This window comes from Bradyrhizobium guangxiense, assembly GCF_004114915.1.
GTDB lineage: Bacteria > Pseudomonadota > Alphaproteobacteria > Rhizobiales > Xanthobacteraceae > Bradyrhizobium > Bradyrhizobium guangxiense.
Genome location: NZ_CP022219.1, coordinates 5,640,334 through 5,664,458 on the forward strand (window position 1 = coordinate 5,640,334; position 24,125 = coordinate 5,664,458).

Here is a 24,125-nt window from a genome sequence, read left to right on the forward strand (position 1 = left end):
GAAAGGCCGGTGTGAATGGTTAGTTTTGAGGGAGGCGAATCGCGTCGTTTCGCCCCCTCCTCAAGACAGACATGGCCACTTTCACCCCGCATCAAGATGCCGCGCTCAAGGCCGTCGGCGACTGGCTCAAGGCCAAGCCCGGCCGCAACGGCACGCCGCCGGTGTTCCGCCTGTTCGGCTTCGCCGGAACAGGCAAGACGACTCTGGCCCGGCACATCGCCGAAGGCGTCGACGGCGAGGTGAAGTTCGCTGCCTTCACCGGCAAGGCCGCCCTCGTCATGCGCAACAAGGGTTGCGACGAGGCCTCCACCATCCACTCGCTGATCTACCGCGCCCGCGAGTCCGGCGAGGAGCAGCCGAGCTTCGAGCTGTGGGATGACGCGCCCGCGTCCAAGGCCAAGCTGATCGTGATCGACGAATGCTCGATGGTCGACGCCGAATTGGGGCGCGACCTGATGTCGTTCGACTGCCCGCTGCTCGTGTTGGGAGATCCCGCGCAGCTGCCGCCGATTCAGGGCGGGGGCTTCTTCACCAATTCAGAGCCGGACGCGATGCTGACCGAGGTGCACCGCCAGGCGCAGGACGATCCGATCGTGCGGATGTCGATGGACGTCCGCGAAGGCCGCGAGCTCGACATCGGCCGCTACGGCGAGAGCGAGGTGGTCTCGCGCAAGGAGCTCGACCCCGACCGGGTCATGGGCGCCGACCAGGTCCTGGTCGGCCGCAACAACCCCCGCCGCGCCTACAACATGCGGGTGCGCCAGCGCCAGAACATCGAGGACGTTTTCCCGGTCGCCGGCGACAAGCTGGTGTGCCTGCGCAACAACCGCAAGAAGGGCCTGTTCAACGGCGGCCTGTGGCGCGTGAAGTCGCGCAACACCTCGCGCTCGAAGTCGCGCATCCTCAGCATGCGGCTGTCGCCCGACGAGGATTTCGGCCACAAGGTGACGAAGGTCTCGGTGCGCGCCGATTGCTTCGAGGGCGGCATCGAGCAGATCGCCTGGGAGCAGCGCAAGCCCTATGACGAGTTCGACTACGGCTACGTGCTCACCGTGCACAAGTCACAGGGCTCGCAGTGGGACGACGTCGTGCTGTTCGACGAGAGCTTTGCGTTCCAGGATAGCCGCGCCAGATGGCTGTACACGGGCATCACGCGCGCGGCGAAACGGCTGAGCGTCGTGGTGTGATGCCGTAGCTCGGACTGCGCAGATACATTCACCAACCGCTAGGCTTTGCGATGTATCACCGCGCCGTCGGCAGGAGGGCACGCATGGCTGAACCAAGACCCGATTACCGCGATGCACGGAATGATCCCTCCGACGCGAGCCGTCGCGGGTTTCTGAAATCGGCTGGCATCGCCGCCGGCGCGCTCGCCGCGTCGATCGCGGCGCCGGGACTTGCGCGATCGGCCCCAATGCGCGCGGCGCATGCGCGGCTGGACAAGCCGGTGCGAGTCTCGAAGCAGCGGCTCGACGCACTGGCGGCGCAGTTCTATGCCGTGTTCAACGAACACGACGTCCTGCCCAAGGATTTCTCCGACAAGCATGCCGCCCGCTACGATGTCGAGCTGCGGCGCATCACCACCACGACGCACGTCCCTGAGACGAGAGAGCGCGTGAAGGTCAGCGGGCTCGTCGCTGTCCCCGTCGGCGCGCGCGGCGCGCTGCCGGTGCTGTCCTGGCAGCACGGCACGATCCTGTCGTTCGACCAGGTCCCGTCGAACCTGCTGCGACTTGGCGACGAAGCCTACCAGCTTCGCGACAACGTCGACTCGCTGGAGACGCTGTTCAACATCCAGCGCTTCGCCGGCAACGGCTATGCCGTCATCGCCGCCGACTACATCGGCAAGGGCCCATATCGCAACGGCCGCGGCGAGGCCTATGCAGTGAAGGGCACCACGGTGCAGTGCTGCCTCGACGTCCTCGGGGCCGGCCTCCTCGAGCTGAAAACGCTCGGCCTCCGCCGATCCGCTTTGTTTCTGAACGGCTGGTCGCAGGGCGCGCTGAACACGCAATGGCTCAAGCAGGAGATGCAGCACCGCGGCATGAAGGTGACGGCAACCGCGGCCCAGAGCCCGTTCAACAATCTCGCCGAGAGCTTCCATTACTGGGTCAACCCGACGTCCTATATCCCGTCGACGGAGACGTCCTACCCGATGCCTCCGGCCTGGATCACGCCGTGCCTGATCGTGCTGCTCGGAAGCTATCGCCAGTATTACGGTCTCAGCGATCTGTTCAAGACGGCCATCAAGCCCCAATATCAGGCGCTCGCGGAAAAATACTGGGCCGACTACAGCCTGGACGGAGAGACCGCGAAAAGTGTTCCGCCGGCCGCGGACTTCCTGGTGGACGGGTTTTTCGACCGCTTCACCCATGACAGCAACAGCACGCTGCTGCGCCAGCTCGGTCGCAACGGCGCGACTTTCTGGAACTACGATTCCCCGATCCGGTTCTATTACGGATTGGCTGACGAAGCGCTGCCCCCGCGACTGGTCAAGCCGGCGATCGCCGCCGGTGGACGCTTCGCGGACGGCGTCGCGGTTGGTCGCGCAAGCCATCGCGTCACGTTCCTGGCGAGCCTCTATGGCGACAGCTCCGCCTTGAACGGACATTCAACCGCGTTCGATTGGTTCAATTCGCTGATGTGACCGCGCGCGGCGCCGGTCTTCATTGGCTCGCGACAAAATAGAAGTCTTCCGTCCCGGCGGCGAGCCGCAGGTGAACGGCTGCCGCCCGTGCCGCGGCCCAGACTTCGCTGCGGATGATGTCGAACAGCTTCCCCGCAGCTCATTTCACGGACTCGTGTCCGCCCCGTCGTAACAATCGGCGGCTGCATCCGTACCTCGGATGATGCGAAAAGGCGGCCGGACAACTGTTCGTCCGGCTCCGACCGCCCTAGACTGTCAGACCTTCCGAAAGAGGATCCGCCATGCGCCGACCTGCCCTCGCCTCCCTGCTGGCCGCAACCACCGCCCTCTCGCTAACCTTTGCATTGGCCTTTGCCGCGCCGTCCCGGGCTGCGGAGGACGCGGTGGTGATCCCTGCCCCCGCGATGGATGTGGCCCCCGCCAGCGGGACCCAGACCGCCGTTGTTGCCGGCGGCTGCTTCTGGGGCGTGCAAGGCGTCTTCCAGCACGCCGCAGGCGTCATCAACGCGGTCTCCGGCTATGCCGGCGGCACCAAGGCGACCGCCGACTACCAGACGGTCTCGAGCGGCCGGACCGGCCATGCCGAGTCGGTCGAGATCAAGTACGACCCGAAGAAGATCTCCTACGGCAAGATCCTCCAGATCTACTTCTCGGTGGTGCACGACCCGACCCAGCTCAACCGCCAGGGCCCCGACACCGGACCGCAATATCGCTCGGCGATCTTCACGACCTCCGACGAGCAGAAGAAGGTGGCGGAAGCCTACATCGCCCAGCTCAACAGCGCCAAGGTGTTCGGCAAGCCGATCGTGACCAAGGTCGGCGCGCTGGAGGCGTTCTACCCGGCGGAGGCCTACCACCAGGACTATCTGACGCTGCACCCGAACCAGCCTTACATCGCCTATAACGACCTGCCGAAGGTCGAGAACCTGAAAAAGCTGTTCGCGGATAACTACATTGAAAAGCCGACGCTGGTGAGTGCCAGCAAGGCCACCAACTGATCGCGAGATCATCTTACGAACGGGAGACCCATGCCCGACACCAGAACGAAGACCACAGACGACAAGGTCATCAAGAGCGAAGAGCAATGGCGACGCGAATTGTCGCCGATGCAGTACGCGGTGCTGCGCGAGAAGGCGACCGAACGTCCCTTCTCGGGCGAGTATGAGCACGACCACCGCGCCGGCACCTATGTCTGCGCCGGCTGCGGCAATGTGCTGTTCGAGTCCGACGCCAAGTTCGATTCCGGCTGCGGCTGGCCGAGCTTCACGCAGCCCGCAGTCGAGAGCCATATCGACGAGGAGCGGGATTTGAGCCACGGCATGATCCGCACCGAGGTGCTCTGCTCCAAATGCAGCGGCCATCTCGGCCATGTCTTCCCTGACGGCCCGGGACCGACCGGCCTGCGCTACTGCATCAACTCGGCCGCATTGAAGCTGGAGCCCAAATAATAGGCCTCAGCGGTCGGGTTCCTTCATGGAACCCGGCCGCCCGATATGCTTTTCTTCTCTGGCGGTGCGGCCGATCATCGCATTGGGCGGCCGTCAGGGAGGAAACCATGTCACTCGGGACCATCCTCATCATCCTGGTGATCATTTATCTGCTCGGGGGCCTGTCCGGCCGGTTCGGCGGCTACGGCTATGGCCTCGGCCATTCTGGCATGGGCATCGGCGGGGTCGTGCTGGTGGTGCTGGTGGTCCTGCTGCTTCTTGGCAAGATTTAAACCATATAAATTATTGAAATCATTCGATTTATTTCAGTCGCGGGGCTGCCATGCGCGGATTCATCATCTCCCATCGCAGGGGTCGCATTTCCGTCAAATCGGCCTATATTAGAGGGCGAAAATGACATGTGCGGCGGGCCCGCTTGATTGCGGCCCCTGCCCTCCCAAACCCCACGCGCTTAAAGCCCCAGAGAAGATCACGAGGTCTTTGACCATGCGTCCACTGCGTCCGTTCAACTTCAACACTTCCGCCGAACTCTCCCCCGCCGCGATCCGCAAGAAGAAGCGTGCGGGCTTCACCTATCGCCGGTTCGGCACCGCGGCCGAAGCCGTGCAGTTCGCGATGGAGCAGTTGCCGACGGATTCGCTGAACGGCGCCTATCTCCAGGTCGAGGAAGCGCGGTTCGACCAGAACGGCATCCGCTCGCTCTATGAGAGCGAAGCCTTCCCGCTGCCCCGCCGCCCCAAGCCGGCGCCGGCCGCCGAAACCGACGCCGACGCGGCGTAAGTTTTTCGCTGATCCTTACGATGTGCGCAGAAGGCGCGATGGCCGAAAGGCTGTCGCGCTTTTTGCGTTTTGGGGCTCCCGCAGGCGGGGAGAGGCGAAGAAGAAACTAAAGCCGCGGCTGCTTGTCGAGCCAGCGGCGCAACAGGCGCACGTTGCGCATGTTGGCGCGGAACATCACGTCGAAAGCGTCGCCGGCGAACGGCACCATGCCGACCACGCCGTCGAGCGCGACATTCCCGAGCATGCGCGCGGTGATGTACCAGGGCGCGCCCAGCGCGCGGGCCTCGCGCCCCAGCCACAGCGAGATCGCCGTGGTGATGATGTCGCCGATGACGGGAATCAGGCCGATCAGCCCGTCGATGCCGTAGCGGATGTTGGTGCCGGGCAGGATGAAGGCGATGTCGAGCAGCTTTGCGATCGCCTCGAGACGCGCGATCCGCTGCTCGCGCGTCAGATTGCCGAACGCGCTGCCGGCGAATGGATTGTCCTTGCCGAACTCGAACCGGAACTCGCGAAAGCCCTGCTCCAGCGTTTCGGGGCGGATTTCCCGCCCCTCCTGGTCGATGATCGGCCCGCGCGCCTCGGCGCCCGAAGAGGTGGCGTGCGGGCCGCGCCCGGAACGGGGCCGGCGCGGAGCGAGGATGTCGTCGTCGGACATGGGCATGACCTCAGGGGAACGCGCCGGCTAGGCTGAAGTTGCTGCGCCGCGCCCGAACGTCGCGCTCAGGTCGTCGTCGCGACCGGCTGCGGCTCCTTGACGTATCTATGCACGAGCCAGGACGAAATCGCTGCCGGCACGAACCCGACGAGGCCGTACAGAATGAACTGCACCCCCCCCGAATCCGGTCCGCGCGAGCTGTAGGTGAGCGAGGCCAGCACGAAGGCGAACAGGCCGACCAGCAGCATCCGCAAGCTCGGCCCGACGCGCCTGACGTGGATCAGGATGTCATCGATCGCGCCGATCATCAGCGAGGGCAGCAAGCCGAACAGATAGCTGTATTGCAGCGTCTTGAAGAAGACCGCGAACAGCTTGCCAACCTCGCCGAGACTGGTCTGGGTCCAATAGCCGGACTGATAGGTCGTGGTCAGCAGTAGCAGGAACCCGCCGACGAACGGGCCAATCAGCGCAAACACCAGATAGCGTTTCATCAAACACCCTCACACGTCTCTGGTGGATTATAGCAGCGCCGCGGGAACCTTGAATAGCGGGCGGCGCGCCAGGGGAACAAGTGGCAAGGCGATGAGTTCATGCAGGACCTGAATTTCCCTTTGGCAGATTGGAGCCGCCGATGGCCCGCAAATTTCTTCTGGCGACAATCGCGCTCGCGGCCCTGACCGGCCTGTCGAACGTCCCCGCGCTCGCGCAGGGCCACATGGGCTCGCCGCAGGAACAGCAGGCCTGCTCGCGCGACGCATCGCGCTTCTGTCGCAAGGACCTTGGCAATGACGGCGCAGTGCAGAGCTGCCTGCAGGCCAACCGGGCCAAGCTGTCGCGCGCGTGCAGCAAGGTGTTCCAGAGCCACGGCATGTGAGGATCGGATCGATTTCCGCAATTGGAGAGTGACGCCATGTTGCACGACGAAGAACTCTCGATCCTGCGGGACATCAGCCAATCCGTTGCCTTCGCCGACGACCGCCAAGGCAAGATGGGACAACTGATCGCCGACGGCTACGTCATGAAGGACGGTGACCTGTTCGAGCTCACAGCCAAGGGCGTCACCGCCGTCGAGGAACACGCCGCCGCGCTCGGCGCGAGCGAGGTGGAACAAGCGAGCGCGTCCTCCGATCGGCTGATCTGATCGCGTGCGCACGCATTCCGCGTGACGTCCACGCAACAATTGCAATTTCATTCATGCCGACCATTGCAGCCGCGCGACAATGGCGCATACTTCGCTCGGGCGGCGCAGCACTTTTCGATTCGAACAATCAAGAAATCGAGCGACCACATGCGGGAGTGAGTTCCCGGCGTGAAGGCTGTGACATGCGGCAGATCAAGTCGCGTGCGGCGCCCCAAAACCAAGTGGCTCAAGCCCAGGGAATCGGGGACCCATTCTGCATGACACGCAATCAGACGATTACTTCGCTCTTCGCCATCGCAACCACCGCCATCGCACTCCAGACCTCGCCCGGCCTCGCCTTCTCATCCGAAGCGCAGCAAATGTGCACGGGCGACGCGATGCGGCTGTGCTCCAGTGAAATTCCTGACATCCCGCGGGTTCGGGCCTGCATGGTGCGGAACAAGGCGCAGGTCAGTCCCGGCTGCCGCGCCGTGATGGACCGCGAGGCGGTCGCATCGCGCAAGCGCGAAGCAACGGCGCAGTAGCTGCAGTCGTCATTCCGGGGCGCGCGGAGCGCGAGCCCGGAATCCATCGCGCACCGCGTTACGTGGAAAACTGGATTCCGGGCTCGACGCTACGCGTCGCCGCGGAATGACAGAGAGACTAATCGCCCCACTGCGCGAAGGCGTCGTTGAAGGCGCGCTCGCCGGGGGCGCCCTTCTCAATGGCGATGATGGCGCGGCGCTGGTTGGCATAGACCAGCGGCACGTCGAACCATGAGCGCTCCTTCAAGAGCTGGACGTTGCGGGCGCGATCGGCATCGACGTTGGACAGGCCGACCAGGAAGAAGCCGTCGGTGACCTTGACCGCGAGGCCGGCGAGCGGCGTGCCGCGGGCCTGCTCGTTGGACTTCATCAGGATGCCCGGGACGTTGGAGACGCTGCCGCCCGGAAAATCCGGCGGCAGGATGAAGGTGAGCTCCGCCGTGTGGCTCGCCGGCAGCGAGGAGTCGGTATTGCGGCGGAACGACATCGTCATCTTGAACTTGCGATCGGGGATCTCGATGTCGGCGCGCACGGCAACGTCGGCCTTCTGGTTGCCCGACGCCTTGATCGGCTCCAGCCGCCACACCACCGAGCCGACATATTGCTTGCCCTTCGGATCGGACGGATCCTCGTCGTAGAGCACGACCTTCTGCGCCACCGGCGCGACCGGCTGGTCGCTGGCCGAAGGTTGACCGACGCGATCGGGGATCTTCGGCTTGGTCTGCGGCTGCGAGGCATCCTTCGGGGCCTCCACCACCTGGGTCGGCGAGGACTTGAACAGATTGGTCGCGATCTGGACCAGCGGCTTGCCCCAGAGGATGCCGGCGCCGACCAGGATCAGCACGATGCCGACGGCGATCGCGCTCTTGAACGGGAAGGCGGAGCCGGTGCGGGCCCGCTTCTTGGCGTCGCGCTCGGGGGCGGCGCGCGGGCGCGGCGAAGGCGGCTGCGGCGTGTAGCGCTCGGCCTCCTCGATCGACTCGTCGTAGGAATAGGGCGCCTCCGACTCGCCGGCGCGGTTTTCCAGGCTCGGCTCGAGCCTGTCGAACTCCGGCGAGGGCGAAGGCACGTTGGCGTAGGTGCGGCGCGCGGCGCGGTTGGCCTGCGCGGCAGCGCCGCCGAGATCATTGGCATCGGCCGTGATGTCGCGGAAGCCGCGCACGCCCGGTGCCGGCGGCAGCGGCGGCGGAGGCCCGAGATCGGGCGGACGACGCGCTCCGCCGCGATCGCGTCCGGCCGTCGGCGGCTCCGGCATCGGCGGCGGCGCGGACGGTCCCGGCTGCCGCGGGGCGTCGAAACGGGGGGCGCGCGAGGCACGCTGGGCATCGCCCTGGTCGTCGACGTTGACGGATGGCCGGTCGGCCCGCGGCGGTGGCGGAGCCGGGCGCGTCCGCGGCGGCCCCGCAGGCGGGTTGCCCTCGGCGGCCCGGGTGCTGGCGCGTCGAAATGCATCGCCGCTACCGCCGCTGCGTCCGCCGCCACCGGGGCGCGAGGCATCGCGGGCGCGCTGGGCAGCCTCCGATTCGACCTTACGGACGGCCTCTTCCAGCGACAACCTTTCGCGGGTGATCTCGGATTCGGAGAGCGGCGGCTGCACGCTGCGCAGCTGCGCGATCAGGGCGGTGCGCGCCCGTTCATAGAGCGCGCGACGGCTTTCGCCGGGAGCGTTAGGGTCCAGGGCGGCAATAGCGCGGGCGATCAGCGGATAGTAATCAGCCATTTCTACTCAACTATACGCCCGTCCTGGTAAGAGATCGTTAAGCCTCAAACGGGTTTTGCACGAGGATAGTATCTTCGCGTTCGGGGCTGGTGGAAAGCAGCGCGACCGGGCACCCCACCAATTCCTCGATCCGCCTGACATATTTGATGGCCTGGGCGGGCAGGTCGGCCCAGGAGCGCGCACTGGCGGTCGGCTCCTTCCAGCCCTCGATGGTCTCGTAGATCGGCTCGACCCGGGCCTGGGCACCCTCGCCGGCCGGGAAATGATCGATCTCCTTGCCGTCGAGCCTGTAGCCGGTGCAGACCTCGATGGTGTCGAAGCCGTCGAGGATGTCGAGCTTGGTCAGCGCGAGACCGTTGATGCCGCAGGTCCGGACCGCCTGGCGGACCAGCACGGCGTCGAACCAGCCGCAGCGGCGGGGACGGCCGGTATTGGTGCCGAACTCGCGGCCGCGCTCGCCGATCTTGCGGCCGATGTCGTTGTCCTGCTCGGTCGGGAACGGGCCCTGGCCGACGCGGGTGGTGTAGGCCTTGCACAGGCCGAGCACGTAACCGACCGCGCCGGGCCCGAGGCCGGCGCCGGTCGCGGCTTGCGCCGCCACCGTGTTGGACGAGGTCACGTAGGGATAGGTGCCGTGGTCGACGTCGAGCAGCGCCCCCTGTGCGCCCTCGAACAGCATGCGCTTGCCTTCACGCCGCTTGATATCGAGCAGCCGCCACACCGTCTCCGCGTAAGGCAGCAGCTCAGGTGCCAGCGCGCTCAATTCCTTCAGGATCTCCTTGCCGTCGAACTCCGGCAGATTGAGGCCGCGGCGCAGGGCATTGTGGTGGGCAAGCAGCCGGTCGATCTTGTGCGGGAGCGTGTCGAGGTCGGCGAGGTCCATCAGGCGAATGGCGCGGCGGCCGACCTTGTCCTCATAGGCCGGGCCGATGCCGCGGCGGGGGGTGCCGATCGCGGTCGCCGCGCTGGCGGATTCGCGGTGCGCGTCGAGTTCGCGGTGCAGCGGCAGGATCAGGGTGACGTTCTCGGCGATGCGCAGGTTCTCCGGAGAGACCGCGACGCCCAGCGCCCTGAGCTTGGTGACCTCATCGAGGAAGGCGGCGGGATCGAACACCACGCCGTTGCCGATCACCGACAGCTTCTGGTCGCGCAGCACGCCCGAGGGCAGCAGCGCCAGCTTATAGGTCTTGCCGTTGATCACCAGCGTGTGGCCGGCGTTATGGCCGCCCTGGAAGCGGACGACGATATCCGCCTGCTCCGACAACCAGTCGACGATCTTGCCCTTCCCTTCGTCGCCCCACTGGGCGCCGACGACGACAACATTGGCCATTCGCGGGTAATCCTATTCAATCTGTCTCTCGGGCATGATCCTCGCGGAAAACCGGTGCCCACTCTTCCGGGTCATGCCTGCGCCAAGCCCAAGCGGCGGCCGTCGCCGCCCATACGCAAGGCAGCCCACCGGATAAAGGAAGCAGCCGCTCTAAGCAAGCAAGAACGGGGCTTTTTCGAGGCCCAACGTCCGGCCCAAGCCTTTGATATCCCCGAAAAATCCCCCTTGTCGGGACATCAGGCCCCAATGCGCCCGTCGATCACTTCGATGATCCGGTCGCAGCGGCGCGCCAAGTCCATATTATGGGTCACGAGAAGGAAGCTCGTACCGCTGTCGCGGTTCCCCTGCCGCATCAGCTTGAATACGGCCTCGGCCGAACTGCTGTCGAGATTGCCGGTCGGCTCATCCGCCAGCACGAGATCGGGATTCATGGCGAGCGCACGCGCCACCGCGACGCGCTGCTGCTGGCCGCCGGACATGTTGTTGGCGAGATTGCCGGCGAGTTTCTCCAGTCCGACCTGAGCCAGCAGCCGATTGGCCCGCGCTTCGATGTCCGCAGATGGGAAGCCGCTGTCGACCAGCATCGGCATCATGACGTTTTCCCGCGCCGTGAACGCCGAGATCAGCAGATGATATTGGAAGACGAAGCCGATGGTGTGGCCGCGCAGGCGCGTGACCTCAGCATCGTCGAGGGCAGCAGTGTCTTGGCCCTTGATCAGCAGGCGGCCCGAGGTCGGCCGGTCGAGCAGCCCGATGATATTGAGCAGCGTACTTTTGCCCGAGCCAGATGGACCAATGAGGGCCAGAAACTCGCCATGGTCGAGCTCGAGGTCAATGTTGTGCAGCACCTCGGTTTCGGTTGGTAGGCCGACATTGTAGGTCTTGCACACGCTTTCGAGGCGGAGGATCTGGTCAGCCACGGATCGCCACCACCGGATCGAGTTTGGCAGCCCGCACGGCCGGCGCCATCGCGGCGAGGAGACCGGTGGCGGTGGCCAGCAGCGCCGTGTAGACGAACAGGCTGCGCTCCAGGACCAGAGGAAACAGCTCGGTACCGTCGGCCTGACGCGCGACCGAGTGCCAATAGACCAACGCGAACGCGCCCATCGCCGCCCCGAACAGCGAACCGACGAAGCCGAGCAGCCCGCCCTGAACCAGGAATACGCGCAGGATCTGGCCGCGTGTCGTGCCCATCGCGCGCAAGATGCCGATATCCTTCGAGCGCTGGATCACCGACACGATCAGCACGGCCGCGATTCCGAATGCGACCGAGAGGCCGACGAACAGGCGAATGAGTGTGTTGGTGTTCTGCTGGGCCTGCACGGCAGTGAAGAACTGCGCATTGGTCTTGATCCAGCTGTCGGCCTCGACCACGTTGGCCGCCTGAATGCGCTGGGCGATCTGCTCGGCCGCATAGATGTCGCCCACCGTCAGATCGATGGTGGTGCCCCCGCCGATCATCCCCAGCAAAGACTGTGCAGTCCGCAGCGCGGCGTAGCATACCCGCTGGTTGACGCTCTTGTTGCCGAGATCGACGAGCCCGGAGATCGTCAGTACGCGGGTTGCGCCGGAGGCGGCGCGGATGTTGAGCTTGTCGCCGACGGTGGCGCCCAGCTCCTTCGCGAGCTCGATCCCGACAATGATGTCCTCGCTGGTGAGCCGAGGCTCGCCGGCAACGATGTAGTCCGGTACCTTGACGATCCTGAAATAGGAGTCCGGCTCGACACCCGACAGACTCACCGACCGGCTGGCATCGCCACGAACCGCAAGCACCGAGCCGAGTATTGTCGGCGCGACCGTGACGACCTCGGGCATCGCCTGCATCTGTGCTTTGATCTTCGGCCATTGATCGATCGAGATCACCCGCTGGCTCGGACGCTGCACCACCGCGTCCTCGATCTCGCCGGCCGCGTTGCGCAGCGGGCGCGCGACCTGATCGGGCGCGAGCAGCTGAATCTGGGGCTGTGAGGTCAGCACGCGCTTGATGAAGTTCGCCTGAAGTCCAGCAAGCATCGCCGACATGAAGACGATGACGCCGACGCCGATCGATATGCCGCCGATGATGAAGATGGTCTGGAGCCGGCCCTCGCGCAGAAACCGAACCGCCATGGTCCATTCGATGGGCAGCCAGTGGTTCATTGCAAAACGGGCCGCAGACGCTGGCCGGCCAGAACGCCGGAACTCTGGGGAATCGCGACGTCGCCGGCGGCGACACCATCCGTAATCTCGACTTGGCTGTTGCCGCGCAGCCCGAGCTTGACCGCCCGCTGACTGGCGCGGCCGTCCTTGATTCCGAGCACCCAGGGCTTGCCGGAGAGCGCATCATGCACCGAGCGCAAGGGCAAGATCAGCGCCTCGTCCTTTGCGGCAACCTCGATGTCGACCGAGACCGTCATATCCTGGCGCAGATAGTCGGGAGGGTCGGCGACCGTCAGCTTCACCTCGACCGAAGCACGCGAAATGTCGATCCCGGGGTTGATATAGGTGATCGTGGCGCCAAACCGCCGGTCCGGATAGGCGTCAGCTGAGGCGAGCGCATTCTGCCCGGGAGCGATCTTGCCGAGATTGCGCTCGTCGATCTGCAGCACAAGCTGCACGTCTCCGGCCGGCGCCAGGACCAGCAGGGTCTTGCCGGGCTGCACCACCGTGCCGCGCTCGACGCTGCGCGTGATCAGGACGCCGTCGCGGGGTGCGGTGATCGTCGCATAACCGAGCCGGGAGTCGGCCGTATCGAGATTGGCACGCGCCTGCTTGGCTTGCGTCTGCGCCATCACGTAGTCGCTGCCGCCGGGGCTCGCGGTGTAGACCTGGAATTGCGCGGAACGCGTTACGGCTCCTGCGACGTCGAGCGTCTTCTGGGCCTCATCGAGTGCCGCCCGGGTCGCGTAGCCGTTGCGCTCGAGCTGGGCGGTGCGGTCATAAGTCTGCTGGGCATTGAGCAACGTCGCCTGCGCCTGGGCCAACGCTTCCTTGGCCGAGGGTAACGTAAGTTCCTCGAGCTGCCTGATCCGCGCCTCGGCCTGCGCCAACGCGCCTTCCGCCTGCACCACGGCCGCCTTCAATTCGCGCGACTCGAGCGAGACCAACGGCTGCCCCTTGCTGACCTTTTCGCCTTCCCGAACCAGCACCTCCTGCACGGTGGCGGTGATCTGGCTGCCGATCTCGACCCGGTAAGGCGTTTCGACATGGCCGCTCGCCACCACGGTCTCGACCAGCCGGCCGCGCCTGACCTGATCGACAACGATCGCCGGCCCCAGCAGCACGCGGACGCTCTGCCAGGCAGTGAGGCCAAGCAGAACGATCACGACGAGGATGAACCATTTGTGTGCGAGGAATCTCGACCACAGCGCCGCGACGGACAGCCGGCCCTTGCGCTGCCGCAGGATGATTGTTTGCTCGACCATGACACTGCCATGCGGATCGCGCGAAAGCCGACGCAACCCACGTCTCGTTTCGATTGCCGACCAGCGAGCCGGCCGATTGTGTGACGCTAGCGCAGGGGCAGAACTCGAGCTTGTTTTAGGTCAACAGGTTACGCCGAATTTAGGGGCAGGCTTGGTTGCTGTTTGCTGGTGCAGCCGAGACCAGGTTCCCGCGCATCAGGTCAGCGCATGGAGGCGATGCACCAGCCCCATTGATATTCGCTGCGTTTCCGTGTCTTTGAGTCGGGCCGGGCGACGAAACGGCCCGCCACCGGGCCGGGCCCGGCGTGCATGACGCGGGGCCACAACAATCACAATGTCCGCCACCGGCCAGACTACGAGCGCGGAAACATCCGGTCATAGCTGGATCGCGAACCAGCCCTATCTGCTGCTCGGCATCACCGCGCTGTGCTGGGCCGGCAACGCCATCGTCGGACGGCTCGCCGCCGGCCACATCCCGCCGGTCACGCTGTCGTTCCTGCGCTGGCTGTTCGCCTTCCTGCTGGTGCTGCCGTTCGCCTGGAAACATCTTGCCCAGGACTGGCCCGCGATCCGTGGCAGGCTCGGCCTGATGGTCACGCTCTCCGTCACCGGCATCGGCGCCTTCAACACGCTGCAATATTGGGCGCTGGAACACACCCAGGCGCTCAACACGCTGCTGCTGCAATCGGCCGCGCCGCTGGTCGTGGCGCTGTGGTCGCTGGTCATCCTCGGCATCCGCCTCACCGCGGCGCAGGCCTTCGGCGTGCTGCTGTCGATGTGCGGCGTGCTCACGATCCTGCTGCATGGCGATTTCACCACACTGTCGAACATCGAATTCAACAAGGGCGACCTCATCTTCATCGTCGCACTCGTCATCTTCGCGCTGTATTCGGTGCTGACCTTGAAGCGGCCGCCGATGCATGGCCTGTCGTTTCTCGCCTTCACCTTCGGCTGCGGCGCCGCCTGTCTCATTCCGCTGGAGATCTGGGAACTGTCCGCACGCCCGATCATGAAGCTCGACGGGCCGAACCTGCTGACGCTGTTCTACGTCGCAGTATTCCCCTCGACGCTCGCCTATCTCTGCTTCAATCGGGGCGTACGCCTGATCGGCGCCAACCGCGCCGCGCCATTCTTCCACGTGGTGCCGGTGTTCGGCTCGATCATGGCGATGGTCTTCCTCGGCGAGCACCCGCAGATCTTCCATTTCATCGGTTTTGCGCTGGTGCTGTCGGGCGTGTTCGTGGCGTCGCGGAAGCAGGCGACGTAGATTCTTCCTTCTCCCGGTGGGAGAGGGGAAGAGCCGCGCCACATGACAGACGTTTCCTACTTCGTCTTGATCTTGCTGTAGGCCTCGCTGGTCGCAATGATGACGTGCTCGGCACAACCGTTGACGCGGTGCGGGTCGGCCTGCGTCTCGTAGGCTTCCGACGTCATCATGTCCAAGAAGGCCGTGACAGTCGGGTAATAGACCAGCGCGACGAAATCCCAATCGTTGCCGGCCTGCGGGCCGAGCGCAACGGCCTTGGCCTCGCCGGTCCAGAGCAGGGTGCCGCCGCGCGCCTTGATCATCGGCACCGTAACGGCACTGTAGCGCAAATAGGCGTCCCAGCCCGACCCGTTGCCGTCGCGTGAGCGCGCGTGGAAGCGCATCAGGTTCAGCATCACCACCGGTGCATTCGGATCGAGCCGCTCGAGGCCCTCGATGTTCAACATATTAACCGCCAATGGCACCTCCTGGGGTCATAGCTGCATTGTAGCATTGCGGCCCCGTGACTTGTGTCATGATCGCAATCCGGCGCAAGCTCGTATCAACGCCAATGACGATTGCTCCCCCCGCGCCGAAGGCCGCCAATCCGGTCGGTTGGCTCAACAACCAGCCTTATCTGCTGCTCAGCCTGAGCTCGCTGTTCTGGGCGGGCAACATCGTGATCGCGCGCCATGTCGGCGCGCATGTGCCGCCGCTGACGGTGACCACGATCCGCTGGTTCGGCGTCTTCCTGATCCTGCTGCCGTTCGCCTGGCCGCATCTGAAGCGGGACTGGCCTGCGTTGCGGAGCAGCCTGCCGCTGATGCTGTTCCTGTCGCTGGTCGGCTTTGCCTTCAACAACGCGATCTCGTACTGGGCGATGCAATATACCGAGGCGCTGAACGCGCTCCTGATCCAGTCGGCAGGCCCCCTGTTCGTGGCGCTGTGGTCCCTGGTGCTGTTCGGCGTGCGGCTGACGGGCGCGCAATTTGCCGGCATCGCGATTTCGCTCGTCGGGGTATTGGTCATCATCCTGCGGGGCGATTTCGCCGCGCTGGCGAGCATCAGCTTCAACAGGGGTGACATCATGTTCGCCTCCTCGCTGGTCGCGTTCGGGATCTACTCCGCGTTCATTCCGCGCCGGCCAAAGATCCATCAGCTGTCCTTCCTGTCCTTCACCACCTGCTGCGGCGCGACGATGCTGGTGCCCGCGGCGATCTGGGAGGCGGCAAGCGGCCGCGTGCTGCAATTGGACGGGATGACGCTGGCGACGCTGGGCTACATCCTGATCTTTCCCTCGACGCTGGCCTATCTGTTCTTCAACCGCGGTGTGGCGCTGATCGGGCCGAACCGGGCCGCGCCGTTCTTCCATCTGGTGCCGGTGTTCGGCTCCGCGATGGCGATCCTGCTGCTCGGGGAAAAGCTCCAGCCGTTTCATCTGATCGGCTATGTGCTGGTGCTCGCCGGCGTCGTGATCGCCTCGCGCCAGGGTTCGGCGGTGAAGTAATTCCGTGCGACGGACGTCCAACTCTCGCCTTCCGATTTCATTGAGGAAACGCTAGGTTCCCCGCCAACCAAAAAGAGGGAACGTCCAAAGATGATTTCAGGGCTGATTCGAATCCTGCGTGCCGTTGGTACCGCCGCACTGTGTCTTGCCGCCGCATCCATGGCCCAGGCCGACACCTATCCGAGCCGCAACATCACGCTGGTCCTGCCGTTCGCGGCCGGCAGCGGCACCGACACGACGACACGGCTGATCTCGCAGCATCTGTCGCAGGCGCTCGGCGTCGGCATCGTCGTCGAGAACAAGGCGGGCGCCAACGGCATGCTCGCCGCAACCTATGTCGCGAAGGCCGCCCCCGATGGCTACACGCTGCTGGTGACGACCAACACCACGCATTCGGCCAACCCGTTTCTGCTCAAGAGCCTGACTTACGACCCGGTCAAGGACTTCACCCCGATCGCGCGCACCGGCGACCTCCCCTTCATGCTGGTGGTCAATCCGGAAGTGCCGGCAAAGACCGTCGGCGAGCTCGTCGCCTATGGCAAGGCCAATCCAGGCAAGCTGAGCTACGCCTCGGGATCGTCCTCCGCGATCGTCTCCGGCGCGACCTTTGCGCACAATGCCGGGCTCGACCTGCTGCACGTGCCCTACAAGAGCTCGCCGCCGGCACTCAACGACGTCATGGGCGGCCGCGTCTCGATGATGTTCGTCGACATCCTGACCGGCCTTCCGCATGTCAACGGCAATGCGCTGCGCGCGCTCGCCGTCACCACCAAGGAGCGTTCGCCGCTGGAGCCGCATCTGCCCTCGATGCAGGAGGCCGGCGTACCTGATTTCGACATCTCGTCCTGGCAGGGCTATTTCGGCCCGGCCGGCATGCCCAAGGAGATCGTGACGCGGCTCAATACCGAGATCAGGAAGATCATCGAGAACCCGGAGATCAAAGCCAAGCTCGCCACGCTCGGCATGGACGCCTTCTCCGGCACTCCTGAGGAGCTCGGCAAGTTCGTCGACGATCAGCTGGTGCTGTGGGAGAAGCTGATCACCAACGCGAAGATCGAGAAGCAGTAGGAGTCCTGGGAAACTGTCATCGCCCGGCTTGACCAGGCGATCCAGTACTCCGAGACAGCGCGGCTAGAACCGAGAAGCCGCGGCGTACTGGATGCTCCGCCTACGCGGGGCATGACAGTCACTCAAAAAGAAAAAGTGGGCACGACGCTTGCGCGTCTTTGCCCACCCTCCGAATTCAGTGCAAGAATTTACGCCGCGCGCACCTTCGCAAGGAAGCCGTCGACGGCGTTGCGCAGCGCGCCGGACTGGTTGTCCAGCTCGCGGGCGTTGGTGAGCACGTCGGTGGCCGCGCTGCCGGTTGCTTCCGCAGCGGAAGTGACGCTGCCGATATGGGCGTTGATCTCGCTGGAGCCGGCTGCGACCGACTGGATGTTACGGGCGATCTCGCGGGTCGCCTCACCCTGCTGCTCGATCGACGCGGAAATGCCCGCGGTGATCTCGCTCATCTCGGCGATCGTCTGCGTGATGCCGGAGATGGCCGCGACCGCGTCGCTGGTCGAAGTCTGCATCGCCGCCACTTGCGCCGAGATCTCCTCGGTCGCCTTGGCGGTCTGGTTGGCCAGCGCCTTGACCTCGGAGGCGACGACGGCGAAGCCGCGGCCGGACTCGCCGGCGCGGGCCGCCTCGATGGTGGCGTTGAGCGCGAGCAAATTGGTCTGCGCCGCGATCGAGTGGATCAGCTTGACGACCTCACCGATCTTCTCGGCGCCGGACGAGAGCACCTGAACGGTGGCGTTGGTACGCTCGGCATCGTTGACGGCGCGGCTCGCCACTTCGGTCGAGCGCGTTACCTGACGGGAGATTTCCGCAACCGAGCTCGACAGCTCCTCAGCGGCCGCCGCGACCGTGCCGACATTGCCCGACGCCTTTTGCGACGCAGCGCCGACTGTCGCCGCGCGCGACGAGGCGTCGCTGGCGGTTGCGGTCATCGACTGTGCCGTCGACTGCATGCCGGCGGCGGCCGAAGAGACCGAGCGGACGATGCCGTTGACGCTGCGTTCGAAGTCGTTGGCGATCTCTTCCATCGCGCTGCGACGTTCCGCCGCGGCGCGTTGGTGGGCATCGGCTTCGGTCTTCTCGAGATCGCGGATGCGAACCGCATTGTCCTTGAAGATCTGGACGGTGGCCGCCATCGCGCCGACCTCGTCGCCGCGGCCGACGCCGGGAATGTCGCCCTCGAGCCTGCCGTCGGCGAGCTCCCGCATCCGCGTGCCGAGCAGCGCCAGCGGACGGCTGATGCCGCGGCCGATCAGCCAGGCAACACTGCCGGCGACAATGAAGATGCCGAGCATGGCAAGACCAAGCATCCAGTAGACCGGACCCATCTTGGCGTCGATGTCGTCGAGATAGGCGCCGGTGCCGAGATACATGTCGAAGCCGGGAACTGCGACGGCGTAGCCGATCTTGCGGATCGGCTTCTCCTGCCCAGGCTTCACATATTCATAGTGCAGCAGGATCGACCCGTTCGCCTTGACGCCGTCCATCAGCTCGACGGACAGCTTGCGGCCGTTGGTCACGACGTCCATGCGGTTGGCGCCGATCTGTTTCGGATCGGGCGCGAGCTGGGTGATGCCGTCATAGGACGTGCCGAACAGATAGCCCGCGCCGTTGTCGTAGGTCATCGCATTGCCGTAACGGCGAAGCTCCGCCATCGCCGCGTCCTTCGTCAGCTCGCCGGCGTCGACGCGCTTCTTCAGCGCGGCCGCGTAGTTGCGTCCCAGCTCGACGATCGCCTTGGCCTGGTCGATGCGTGCATTCACCATCTCCTGCTTCATCAGATAACCGGCGAGGACACCGGAGATGCACAAGCCGAACAGGGTGACGCCGACAAGAATGCCGAGCTTCGGGGCGATCTTCAGATTGCTCAACTTCACGGGATGGCTCCGGCAATAAAGGGATACGGGCACGCGACAGATCGATCAAAATCGAATCAATTTTTAGGGGCGAAGCCCTTAGCAAGTTACTTACGTGCCCCCGTAGAACCCCGGACGCGGCTGCCGAAATCGGCAATTTATCTCTGATCCGACAACCGGGAATTGTACGCCATAACCTCGATTTCGCGTAAAAGACGCAAAGGCCCGCCACGAAGGCGGGGCACAACAAGAAACCAAATCGGGAGCAGGACATGCCGAAATACAGGGTGGTGACGCCGAAGGGTGCGAGCTTCACCGTCGCGGGCAGCGATTATTCCTATGAGCGAGAGGCGCTCGATCCGATCGACGCCGAGATCGTCGAGGCGCCCGCCGACGAGGCCGGGTTCATCGCCGCCGCGAAAGACGCCGACGCCATCTATGCCAAGGGCATTCCCATCACCAAGACCATCATCGACAGCCTGCAGAGCTGCAAGGTCATCACGCTCGGCTCGGTCGGCGTCGACAGCGTCGACGTCAAGGCCGCCACGGCCCGTGGGATTCCGGTGACCAACATCCCCGACACCTTCATCGAGGAGGTCGCCGACCATGCCATGATGCTGCTGCTCGCCGGCTTCCGCCGCCTGGTCGAGCAGGACCGCATGGTACGCGACGGCCGCTGGGCCGAGGGCCGGCCGGCGCTGCTCAAGATCCCGAGGCTGATGGGCCAGACGCTCGGCTTCATCTCGTTCGGCCGCGTGGCGCGCGCGGTTGCGAAACGCGCGGCGCCGTTCGGCCTGCGCATGATGGCCTACGATCCCTTCATCCAGGAAACACTGATGTACGACCACGGCGTCATCCCCGCGACGCTGAACGAGGTGCTGTCGCAATCCGACTTCGTGTCGATGCATGCACCGGCGCGGCCCGAGGTGCACCACATGCTGACCGAGAAGCACTTTCGGCAGATGAAGAAAGGCTCGATCTTCATCAACACCGGGCGCGGCGCCACCGTGGACGAGGAGAGCCTGATCAAGGCGCTGCAGGAGGGCTGGATCGCGCACGCCGCGCTCGACGTGCTGGAGAAAGAACCGCCCTCGCACAACAATCCGCTGCTCGGCATGGAGAACGTGACCCTGACCGCCCACGTCGCCTCGGCCTCGGCACGGTTTGACGAAGCGCGCAAGCGGCGGGGGGGCTACGAATTGTCACTGGTGCTGCAGGGCATGTGGCCGGTAAGCTGCGTCAATCCGTCGGTGCTGCAGACGACCGCGCTTCGCCGCTGGCAACCCGTCAGCATGGATCGCGGGCCGAACAGCTAGGCGGCCGGCGCAAGGCGCCAACGACCGAAACGACCCTTCACCGGCGATCAACGCCGGGAAGGGAACATATAGGGAGGTACTGATGAGGAACGACATCACACGTCGTGATGCCTTGGCGCTGGGCCTGTCCGCTGCAACGATCGCGGCCACCGGTGCTGCAGCGCAAACATCCAATATCAAAGCTGCCGATGTTGCGGCGCCCAAACGGGAGATCGAGAAGGGCGCGTCCTTGCGCATGCTGCGCCCGGTGCGCTTCGTCCAGGCCGACGAGGACGTCTTCCGCGCCAACGCGGCAAAGTTCAGCAAGGAGACCGGGGTCGAGGTCAAGGTCGACTTCGTCGGCTGGGAAGACATCAACCAGCAGACCGCCGTGACCTCGAACTCCGGCGCCGGCCCCGACATCATCATCGGCTTCTCAGACGCGCCGCACATTTATGTCGACAAGCTGATCGAGCTCACCGACGTCGCCGATTATCTCGGCAAGCGCTACGGCGGCTGGCTGCCGCTGGCGCAACGCTACGGCAAGAAGAACAAGAGCGATGCCTGGATCGGGCTGCCGTTCGGCGCCACGGCAGGTCCCCTGATCTACCGCAAGTCGGTCCTGCAATCGGTCGGCTTCGACAAGGTTCCGGAAGATCATGCCGGCGTGGTCGATCTGTGCCGCAAGTTGCACAAGGCTGGCAAGCCGGCCGGCTTCGCTCTTGGCAACGCCAAGGGCGACGGCAACGGCTTCGCCAACTGGGCGCTGTGGTCGCACAATGCCTCCCTGCTCGACGAGGAGGGCAACGTCACCATCAACAGCAAGGAGACGATCGCCGCACTGAACTGGGTCAAGGAGCTGTACCCGACCTTCATCGCCGGCACGCCGTCCTGGAACGACGTCAGCAACAACCGCGCCTATTCCTCGCAGGAAATCTCGCTGACGGCCAACGGCGTCTCGCTGTACTTCTCGCTGAAGAACGACCCTGCGACCAAGGCGATTGCCGAGGACAGCGAGCACCAGCTTCTGCCCAAGGGCCTGGCCAAGGTCTCTCCGATGGCAGGCCTGACCCTGAACGCCATGGTGTTCAAGCACAGCCCGTACCCGAACGCCGCAAAAGCCTTCCTGCAATACATGATGGAAAAGGACCAGTACGAGCCGTGGCTTAATGCCAATTCCGGTTACTGGTCGCAGCCGCTGGGTGCCTATGCCGACGCCGCCGTGTGGTCGCAGGATCCCAAGGTGAGGCTGTTCAAGGACACGATGAACAGCACTTACTATGACGGCTACAAGGGCCCGATCTCGACCGCGACCGGCGCGGTCAGCGCCGATTATGTGCTGATTCAGATGTGCGCGTCCGTCGCGACCGGCGCCGCCACGCCGGAAGCCGCGGCCGCGGAAGCCGAGCAGCGCTGCAAGCGGTACTTCAGGCGGCAGAGATAGAGCGCGACAACGACGACAGAGCCGCCGTCATTGCGAGGAGCACTTGCGACGAAGCAATCCAGACGATCACCGCGCAGGCAGACCGGATTGCTTCCGCCTTCGCCGGGGCTTCGGCGGACAAGTCGCTTCACCCGCAATGACGGTGTTATGACACTTCAGACGGGACAAACCAATCTATGTCCGTGACCACGCTTTCCTCTCCCGCGCTGGCCCAGCGGCAACCGAACTGGCTGGTGCGGCTGTTCGACTACAAGCCGTTCCTGATCGTGATGTGCCTTGCGCCGGCGCTCGGGCTGCTCGCCGTCTTCCTCACCTATCCGCTCGGCCTCGGCGTCTGGCTCGCCTTCACCGACACCACGATTGGACGGCGCGGCATCTTCGTCGGCCTCGAGAATTTCCAGTATTTGCTCACCGACCCCCTGTGGTGGAACGCGGTGTTCTACAGCGTGTTCTACACGGCGGTAGCGACCTTCGGGAAGTTCGCGCTCGGCTTCTGGCTCGCGCTGCTGCTCAACAACCATTTCCCGTTCAAGAGCCTGCTGCGCGCCATCGTGCTGCTGCCCTGGATCGTGCCGACGGTGCTCTCGGCTCTCGCGTTCTGGTGGATCTACGATCCGCAGTTCTCGATCATCTCCTACCTCATGGTCGACGTGTTGCACTGGCGGTCGAACAATATCGACTTCCTTGGCTCGCCCTGGCCTGCGCGCTTCTCGCTGATCGCCGCCAATATCTGGCGCGGCATTCCCTTCGTCGCGATTTCGCTGCTGGCCGGCCTGCAGACCATCTCGCCCTCGCTCTACGAGGCCGCGATGCTGGATGGCGCCAGCGCCTGGCAGCGCTTCCGCTACATCACCTTCCCGATGATGATGCCGATCCTCGCCATCGTCATGACGTTCTCGATCATCTTCACCTTCACCGACTTCCAGCTCGTCTACGCCATCACCCGCGGCGGTCCCGTGAACTCGACGCATCTGCTGGCCACGCTGGCGTTCCAGCGCGGCATCGCCGGCGGCGAGCTCGGCGAAGGTGCCGCGATCGCGGTGTCGATGATCCCGTTCCTGGTGTTCGCGACGCTGTTTTCCTATTTCGGCCTGGCGCGCCGCAAATGGCAGCAGGGAGAGGCCAATGACTGATACGGTCGCGCAACCGGGCGTCACCGACGCCAAGGCCGCACCCGACACCATGGCCTGGGATTCCGGGCTACGGCGGCTGATGATGATCTATTTGCCGCTCGGCTGCTTCGTGCTGATCCTGCTGTTTCCGTTCTACTGGATGGCGATCACCTCGTTCAAGCCGAACGCGGAGCTGATGAACTACAAGGAGCACAACCCGTTCTGGATTTCCTCGCCGACGCTGGCGCACATCAACCATCTCTTGTTCAACACGGCCTATCCGCGCTGGCTGAAGACGACGATGCTGGTCGCAATCGGCTCGACCACGCTGTCCTTGATCGCATCGACACTCGCCGCCTATGCCATCGAACGCCTGCGCTTCCGCGGCAGCCCCTATGTCGGCCTCGGCATCTATCTCGCCTATCTCGTGCCGCCGTCGATCCTGTTCATTCCGCTCGCCACCGTCGTGGTGCAGTTCGGCCTGTTCGACTCGCCGCTTGCCCTGATCCTGGTGTATCCGACCTTCCTGGTGCCGTTCTGCACCTGGCTCCTGATCGGCTATTTCAAGTCGATCCCCTACGAGCTCGAGGAATGCGCACTGGTGGACGGCGCCACGCGGCTGCAGATCCTGCGGCGGATCACGCTGCCGCTGGCGGTGCCCGGCCTGATCTCGGCCGGCATCTTCTCCTTCACGCTGTCCTGGAACGAGTTCATCTATGCGCTCGCCTTCATCCAGAGCGGCGCCAACAAGACCGTGCCGGTCGCGATCCTGACCGAGCTCGTTACCGGCGACGTCTATCAGTGGGGTGCGCTGATGGCGGGATCGCTGCTCGGCTCGCTGCCGGTTGCGATCTTCTACTCGCTGTTCGTGGACTATTATGTGTCGTCGCTGACAGGCGCGGTGAAGGAATAAGCGATCACTGCGCGAGTCCGGTCGATCGTGCAATC

Annotated in this window: 25 protein-coding genes; 16 read left to right on the forward strand and 9 right to left on the reverse strand. The window is 64.7% G+C overall.

The features are described from left to right. Positions 1–71: 71 nt before the first annotated feature. The 6 genes from X268_RS27075 (at position 72) to X268_RS27100 (ending at position 4,875) form a co-directional block, all read left to right on the forward strand. Positions 72–1,187 (forward strand): ATP-dependent DNA helicase, encoded by a 1,116-nt coding sequence (locus X268_RS27075; protein WP_128927761.1) that lies wholly within the window; start codon positions 72–74, stop codon positions 1,185–1,187. A gap of 83 nt (positions 1,188–1,270) precedes the next feature. Next, positions 1,271–2,647 carry a twin-arginine translocation signal domain-containing protein gene (locus tag X268_RS27080; protein WP_245477673.1) on the forward strand — a complete coding sequence of 459 codons (1,377 nt, stop codon included), beginning with the start codon at positions 1,271–1,273 and terminating at the stop codon, positions 2,645–2,647. 281 nt (positions 2,648–2,928) lie between these two features. Beyond that, the gene (gene msrA, locus X268_RS27085; RefSeq protein WP_128927763.1) at positions 2,929–3,645 is read left to right on the forward strand and encodes a peptide-methionine (S)-S-oxide reductase MsrA; all 717 of its coding nucleotides are present in this window, start codon (positions 2,929–2,931) and stop codon (positions 3,643–3,645) included. Positions 3,646–3,675: 30 nt separating this feature from the next. After that, positions 3,676–4,095 (forward strand): peptide-methionine (R)-S-oxide reductase MsrB, encoded by a 420-nt coding sequence (gene msrB / locus X268_RS27090; RefSeq protein ID WP_128927764.1) that lies wholly within the window; start codon positions 3,676–3,678, stop codon positions 4,093–4,095. A gap of 107 nt (positions 4,096–4,202) precedes the next feature. After that, positions 4,203–4,367, forward strand: coding sequence for a DUF3309 family protein (locus X268_RS27095; protein ID WP_128927765.1), 165 nt, complete (start codon positions 4,203–4,205; stop codon positions 4,365–4,367). Between the two features lie 214 nt (positions 4,368–4,581). Beyond that, on the forward strand, positions 4,582–4,875 hold the full coding sequence (locus tag X268_RS27100) for a hypothetical protein (protein WP_128927766.1): 294 nt from the start codon (positions 4,582–4,584) through the stop codon (positions 4,873–4,875). Positions 4,876–4,981: 106 nt separating this feature from the next. On the opposite strand, the gene X268_RS27105 is transcribed toward X268_RS27100, so the two are convergent. Both X268_RS27105 and X268_RS27110 read right to left on the reverse strand, forming a co-directional pair. Continuing rightward, on the reverse strand, positions 4,982–5,539 hold the full coding sequence (locus X268_RS27105) for a DUF4112 domain-containing protein (protein ID WP_128927767.1): 558 nt from the start codon (positions 5,537–5,539) through the stop codon (positions 4,982–4,984). Positions 5,540–5,598: 59 nt separating this feature from the next. Next, positions 5,599–6,024 (reverse strand): DUF5413 family protein, encoded by a 426-nt coding sequence (locus X268_RS27110; RefSeq protein ID WP_128927768.1) that lies wholly within the window; start codon positions 6,022–6,024, stop codon positions 5,599–5,601. Between the two features lie 140 nt (positions 6,025–6,164). Here X268_RS27110 and X268_RS27115 point away from each other — a divergent pair, with 140 nt between their 5' ends. Genes X268_RS27115 through X268_RS40095 form a run of 3 tightly spaced genes read left to right on the forward strand, consistent with a single transcriptional unit; the run spans position 6,165 to position 7,198 of the window. Then, positions 6,165–6,407 carry a cysteine rich repeat-containing protein gene (locus tag X268_RS27115; RefSeq protein ID WP_128927769.1) on the forward strand — a complete coding sequence of 81 codons (243 nt, stop codon included), beginning with the start codon at positions 6,165–6,167 and terminating at the stop codon, positions 6,405–6,407. 36 nt (positions 6,408–6,443) lie between these two features. Then, complete coding sequence (locus X268_RS27120) at positions 6,444–6,674, forward strand: hypothetical protein (RefSeq protein WP_128927770.1); 231 nt, start codon at positions 6,444–6,446, stop codon at positions 6,672–6,674. A 53-nt stretch (positions 6,675–6,727) separates the two neighbouring features. Further along, the gene (locus tag X268_RS40095) at positions 6,728–7,198 is read left to right on the forward strand and encodes a hypothetical protein (protein WP_245477675.1); all 471 of its coding nucleotides are present in this window, start codon (positions 6,728–6,730) and stop codon (positions 7,196–7,198) included. 118 nt (positions 7,199–7,316) lie between these two features. Here X268_RS40095 and X268_RS27130 read toward each other — a convergent pair whose 3' ends face one another. The 5 genes from X268_RS27130 to X268_RS27150 form a co-directional block, all read right to left on the reverse strand. After that, positions 7,317–8,918: a hypothetical protein gene (locus X268_RS27130; protein WP_128927771.1), complete on the reverse strand. Its 1,602-nt coding sequence runs from the start codon at positions 8,916–8,918 to the stop codon at positions 7,317–7,319. A gap of 37 nt (positions 8,919–8,955) precedes the next feature. After that, positions 8,956–10,248, reverse strand: coding sequence for an adenylosuccinate synthase (locus tag X268_RS27135; RefSeq protein WP_128927772.1), 1,293 nt, complete (start codon positions 10,246–10,248; stop codon positions 8,956–8,958). A gap of 236 nt (positions 10,249–10,484) precedes the next feature. Next, on the reverse strand, positions 10,485–11,168 hold the full coding sequence (locus tag X268_RS27140) for an ABC transporter ATP-binding protein (RefSeq protein ID WP_128927773.1): 684 nt from the start codon (positions 11,166–11,168) through the stop codon (positions 10,485–10,487). Continuing rightward, positions 11,161–12,387 carry an ABC transporter permease gene (locus X268_RS27145; protein ID WP_128927774.1) on the reverse strand — a complete coding sequence of 409 codons (1,227 nt, stop codon included), beginning with the start codon at positions 12,385–12,387 and terminating at the stop codon, positions 11,161–11,163. Before X268_RS27145 ends, X268_RS27140 begins: the two co-directional genes overlap by 8 nt. Next, positions 12,384–13,652 (reverse strand): efflux RND transporter periplasmic adaptor subunit, encoded by a 1,269-nt coding sequence (locus tag X268_RS27150; RefSeq protein WP_128927775.1) that lies wholly within the window; start codon positions 13,650–13,652, stop codon positions 12,384–12,386. Before X268_RS27150 ends, X268_RS27145 begins: the two co-directional genes overlap by 4 nt. Before the next feature lie 334 nt (positions 13,653–13,986). Here X268_RS27150 and X268_RS27155 point away from each other — a divergent pair, with 334 nt between their 5' ends. Continuing rightward, positions 13,987–14,919 carry a DMT family transporter gene (locus tag X268_RS27155; RefSeq protein WP_128927776.1) on the forward strand — a complete coding sequence of 311 codons (933 nt, stop codon included), beginning with the start codon at positions 13,987–13,989 and terminating at the stop codon, positions 14,917–14,919. A gap of 56 nt (positions 14,920–14,975) precedes the next feature. Here the strand turns inward: X268_RS27155 and X268_RS27160 are convergent, their stop codons facing one another. Further along, entirely contained in the window at positions 14,976–15,377 is a 402-nt protein-coding gene (locus tag X268_RS27160) for a DUF1330 domain-containing protein (protein WP_164937955.1), read from the reverse strand. Between the two features lie 92 nt (positions 15,378–15,469). Here X268_RS27160 and X268_RS27165 point away from each other — a divergent pair, with 92 nt between their 5' ends. After that, a complete protein-coding gene (locus X268_RS27165; RefSeq protein WP_128927778.1) occupies positions 15,470–16,405 on the forward strand; it encodes a DMT family transporter in 936 nt (311 codons plus the stop codon). Between the two features lie 90 nt (positions 16,406–16,495). Further along, on the forward strand, positions 16,496–17,473 hold the full coding sequence (locus X268_RS27170; RefSeq protein ID WP_128927779.1) for a Bug family tripartite tricarboxylate transporter substrate binding protein: 978 nt from the start codon (positions 16,496–16,498) through the stop codon (positions 17,471–17,473). Positions 17,474–17,661: 188 nt separating this feature from the next. Here X268_RS27170 and X268_RS27175 read toward each other — a convergent pair whose 3' ends face one another. Then, entirely contained in the window at positions 17,662–19,347 is a 1,686-nt protein-coding gene (locus X268_RS27175) for a methyl-accepting chemotaxis protein (protein WP_128927780.1), read from the reverse strand. Between the two features lie 251 nt (positions 19,348–19,598). On the opposite strand from X268_RS27175, the gene X268_RS27180 reads away from it, so the two are divergent. The 4 genes from X268_RS27180 to X268_RS27195 all read left to right on the forward strand — a co-directional run bounded on the left by X268_RS27180 (position 19,599) and on the right by X268_RS27195 (position 24,090). Continuing rightward, entirely contained in the window at positions 19,599–20,642 is a 1,044-nt protein-coding gene (locus X268_RS27180) for a C-terminal binding protein (RefSeq protein ID WP_128927781.1), read from the forward strand. An 82-nt stretch (positions 20,643–20,724) separates the two neighbouring features. Then, complete coding sequence (locus X268_RS27185; protein ID WP_128927782.1) at positions 20,725–22,065, forward strand: ABC transporter substrate-binding protein; 1,341 nt, start codon at positions 20,725–20,727, stop codon at positions 22,063–22,065. A 176-nt stretch (positions 22,066–22,241) separates the two neighbouring features. After that, on the forward strand, positions 22,242–23,198 hold the full coding sequence (locus X268_RS27190; protein WP_128927783.1) for a carbohydrate ABC transporter permease: 957 nt from the start codon (positions 22,242–22,244) through the stop codon (positions 23,196–23,198). Further along, positions 23,191–24,090, forward strand: coding sequence for a carbohydrate ABC transporter permease (locus tag X268_RS27195; RefSeq protein ID WP_128927784.1), 900 nt, complete (start codon positions 23,191–23,193; stop codon positions 24,088–24,090). Before X268_RS27190 ends, X268_RS27195 begins: the two co-directional genes overlap by 8 nt. The last annotated feature ends 35 nt before the right edge of the window (positions 24,091–24,125 follow it).

Excerpts from the sequence above, each read along its gene's own strand:
- X268_RS27075 (WP_128927761.1), top strand. The coding sequence starts at position 72 with ATGGCCACTTTCACCCCGCATCAAGATGCCGCGCTCAAGGCCGTCGGC.
- X268_RS27080 (WP_245477673.1), top strand. The coding sequence starts at position 1,271 with ATGGCTGAACCAAGACCCGATTACCGCGATGCACGGAATGATCCCTCC.
- msrA (WP_128927763.1), top strand. The coding sequence starts at position 2,929 with ATGCGCCGACCTGCCCTCGCCTCCCTGCTGGCCGCAACCACCGCCCTC.
- msrB (WP_128927764.1), top strand. The coding sequence starts at position 3,676 with ATGCCCGACACCAGAACGAAGACCACAGACGACAAGGTCATCAAGAGC.
- X268_RS27095 (WP_128927765.1), top strand. The coding sequence starts at position 4,203 with ATGTCACTCGGGACCATCCTCATCATCCTGGTGATCATTTATCTGCTC.
- X268_RS27100 (WP_128927766.1), top strand. The coding sequence starts at position 4,582 with ATGCGTCCACTGCGTCCGTTCAACTTCAACACTTCCGCCGAACTCTCC.
- X268_RS27105 (WP_128927767.1), bottom strand. The coding sequence starts at position 5,539 with ATGCCCATGTCCGACGACGACATCCTCGCTCCGCGCCGGCCCCGTTCC.
- X268_RS27110 (WP_128927768.1), bottom strand. The coding sequence starts at position 6,024 with ATGAAACGCTATCTGGTGTTTGCGCTGATTGGCCCGTTCGTCGGCGGG.
- X268_RS27115 (WP_128927769.1), top strand. The coding sequence starts at position 6,165 with ATGGCCCGCAAATTTCTTCTGGCGACAATCGCGCTCGCGGCCCTGACC.
- X268_RS27120 (WP_128927770.1), top strand. The coding sequence starts at position 6,444 with ATGTTGCACGACGAAGAACTCTCGATCCTGCGGGACATCAGCCAATCC.
- X268_RS40095 (WP_245477675.1), top strand. The coding sequence starts at position 6,728 with ATGCCGACCATTGCAGCCGCGCGACAATGGCGCATACTTCGCTCGGGC.
- X268_RS27130 (WP_128927771.1), bottom strand. The coding sequence starts at position 8,918 with ATGGCTGATTACTATCCGCTGATCGCCCGCGCTATTGCCGCCCTGGAC.
- X268_RS27135 (WP_128927772.1), bottom strand. The coding sequence starts at position 10,248 with ATGGCCAATGTTGTCGTCGTCGGCGCCCAGTGGGGCGACGAAGGGAAG.
- X268_RS27145 (WP_128927774.1), bottom strand. The coding sequence starts at position 12,387 with ATGAACCACTGGCTGCCCATCGAATGGACCATGGCGGTTCGGTTTCTG.
- X268_RS27150 (WP_128927775.1), bottom strand. The coding sequence starts at position 13,652 with ATGGTCGAGCAAACAATCATCCTGCGGCAGCGCAAGGGCCGGCTGTCC.
- X268_RS27155 (WP_128927776.1), top strand. The coding sequence starts at position 13,987 with ATGTCCGCCACCGGCCAGACTACGAGCGCGGAAACATCCGGTCATAGC.
- X268_RS27165 (WP_128927778.1), top strand. The coding sequence starts at position 15,470 with ATGACGATTGCTCCCCCCGCGCCGAAGGCCGCCAATCCGGTCGGTTGG.
- X268_RS27170 (WP_128927779.1), top strand. The coding sequence starts at position 16,496 with ATGATTTCAGGGCTGATTCGAATCCTGCGTGCCGTTGGTACCGCCGCA.
- X268_RS27180 (WP_128927781.1), top strand. The coding sequence starts at position 19,599 with ATGCCGAAATACAGGGTGGTGACGCCGAAGGGTGCGAGCTTCACCGTC.
- X268_RS27185 (WP_128927782.1), top strand. The coding sequence starts at position 20,725 with ATGAGGAACGACATCACACGTCGTGATGCCTTGGCGCTGGGCCTGTCC.
- X268_RS27190 (WP_128927783.1), top strand. The coding sequence starts at position 22,242 with ATGTCCGTGACCACGCTTTCCTCTCCCGCGCTGGCCCAGCGGCAACCG.
- X268_RS27195 (WP_128927784.1), top strand. The coding sequence starts at position 23,191 with ATGACTGATACGGTCGCGCAACCGGGCGTCACCGACGCCAAGGCCGCA.